The sequence below is a fragment of the Acinetobacter sp. YH12072 genome (genome assembly GCF_013419565.1).
Classification (GTDB): domain Bacteria; phylum Pseudomonadota; class Gammaproteobacteria; order Pseudomonadales; family Moraxellaceae; genus Acinetobacter.
The window spans coordinates 1-2,365 of the sequence record NZ_VOZV01000084.1 but is presented as its reverse complement, the minus strand read 5'-3'; the positions used below and the strand labels follow the sequence as shown (position 1 = coordinate 2,365).

The window sequence follows — 2,365 nt, the reverse complement described above, 5'->3', positions numbered from 1 at the left end:
TCCGAGAAACAAAAAAACGGCCTCTGAAAAAGATAAAAATAAGCCCCAAAAGTTGGGGCGTTTTGAAATCTTTTTTAGAGGGGGAAACTCAAGGATTAGATTTTAGGAAATCGTAAAATTGAAGTTGCTGTTTTGGGTCTTTTAGCATGATGCAAAGCCGTTGCATAAAATCATTAGGTGATTCATTCTCTTGCTTCAAATGTTTGAATTTTTTATTTCTGGACATGCCGTAAGAAATTCGGTTGATCTGCATATTTGGAAAATCTATAAACTTAGGTTCATCGACCTGTTTGATTGGTGCTGATTGGATTTTCTTAGAACCAAAGCCGAGCTGTTCCAGTAGCGGATAAAACATCCTGAATTTTTTTGGCTCTAAAAGCATGTCTGCAAGGCGTTTCGTAAAGTCTTCGGATGACTCTCCGATCTCTGCATATTCGCTACCAACTTCGGGCAGTTCAGATAATTTGTGTGCAAACAAATGCCGTTGTGCATCGGTCATTTCGACAAAGAAATCAGGTGTGTTTGGATCTCGTTTAGGGTCGGTTTTTTGTTGTTTTTTTGGCTGTGCCTTCTGTTTAAATCGGAATGAAAAACCAATAATATTACGTCCTCTTTTGTGCTGTTCTTCTTTGACAGTAATATCTGTATTTTCATTGATTTGCTTTAATGATGGTTCTAAAACACGCTTTTTAAAGTCGTGCATTCGATGATATTCACTTTCTAATACTCCCAATCTTTCTCTGAACTCACTTAGCTCAATAATTGGTGTTTTCCCACTACTACGCCAAGCAATCAAAAGTTCATAAAGTCTAATGGCGTAGCCAGTGGAAAGCCCTTTTACTTGCTCTAACTCATAGCTCGTAAATTGTTTTTCTAGCCGAGTTATTAAAGGGATAATTGCAGGTGAAAAAATTAACTCAACAGATGCCGTTTTTTCGATGTATGCAATTTGAGAAACCCAACGTGAGGTAATATGAGCTACTCCTTTTCCTCTTGGTTCTTGATAGCTAAATTGACGAGCAAACAAGTCTTTACAGGCTTCTTTTAGTGCTTGATAAGCACCATTTTTCAATACATCAAAGTGGTTGATATAGCTCTCTGCGTGAATAGTTAAAGGGTCATTCGCATTAATACCTTTACCACTTTCACGGGCTTCAATTATTGCTAAAAGAATTAACCGTTGTTCCACTAGGTCAAGATTGTAGCTGGCATTAATTAAAGCGTTATCTTTCACAATTAAATCTTTCATATAGCGTCTTATTTTATTATGTCGTCTTATTGATCTTATGTGAAGCCTTATCAAGAAGCAATAAGCAGACATATTTTATTTTGTCGCATCTTGCAAACTAAACGTGCTTAAAACGACATGTTTTATTTTGTCTTTCAAAGCACACTAAGTGTCGTCTTATTGAGAATTTCTAGCACACTAAGTGTCGTCTTTTAGCACACTAAGTGTCGTCTTATGTCCTCTGAAACGCACGTATATCAATGCTTTCAGACTGCTTAAAAGCATTTAAAAGCTTTTTTATTATTAAAAGCCCAAAAAAATTAAAAACGGCATTTAAAACTGCCCTATGTTTTCGCTTCGCTCAAACTCTATTGAATCTCGCTGCGCTCGATTCCTGGGGGCAGTTTTTTTCAAAGACCCGCTAGGACGCTAAAAACAAGAATGGATTCGCTTCGCTCATAAAGCTTTATGCTCGCTTCGCTCGTCATGGAGCCAGTGGCTACAGTCGCTTTGCTCTGTAAATCTCGTTATGAAGCAACAGGGAGCTTGTAATCAGGGAAAAGGCAGGGGCAAATTTTTATAATGCTCAGTCGCTCGTAGACACTCGCTCGGTTACTTGATCAATTTGTTTAGTTGTTCTTCAAAATCTTGCTTGTTTAAATCACCTGAAACGTACTGATCATAAAGTTTTTGATGATCTTCAGTGATTTCTAAATCGTAATATTCTCGATCTGATTTCTTTAAAAACACCTCTGACAAACGATTATTTTTTTCAGCATCACTCAATTTCATGGTCTAAATGCTCCTATTTTGCGTTTATTGGCGTTTTTAGCCCTGTTTAGCTAGATTTCCCTGTTTTGAAGAAAAGTGCGCTTAAAGGCGATTTTAGGCGGTTTTAAGCCATGTGTGAAAATTTGATATTTTAAAAGTTGCCGATCGGCAACTTTTAGCGGTTTGGGGGATTTATCATTTTCCGACAGCAGGAGGGAATGCACGCTTCCGCGTTTCTCTCCGAGAAACAAAAAAACGGCCTCTGAAAAAGATAAAAATAAGCCCCAAAAGTTGGGGCGTTTTGAAATCTTTTTTAGAGGGGGAAACTCAAGGATTAGATTTTAGGAAATCGTAAAATTGAAGTTG

General features: G+C 37.5%; 1 protein-coding gene and 1 pseudogene. Both read right to left on the bottom strand.

The features are described 5' to 3' along the window. Nucleotides 1-322: 322 nt before the first annotated feature. Nucleotides 323-1,249 (bottom strand): annotated as a pseudogene (gene repM, locus FTU19_RS16075) (replication initiation protein RepM); the annotation flags it as partial. A gap of 591 nt (nucleotides 1,250-1,840) precedes the next feature. Beyond that, entirely contained in the window at nucleotides 1,841-2,020 is a 180-nt protein-coding gene (locus tag FTU19_RS16070) for a hypothetical protein (RefSeq protein ID WP_020847111.1), read from the bottom strand. Between the last annotated feature and the right edge of the window lie 345 nt (nucleotides 2,021-2,365).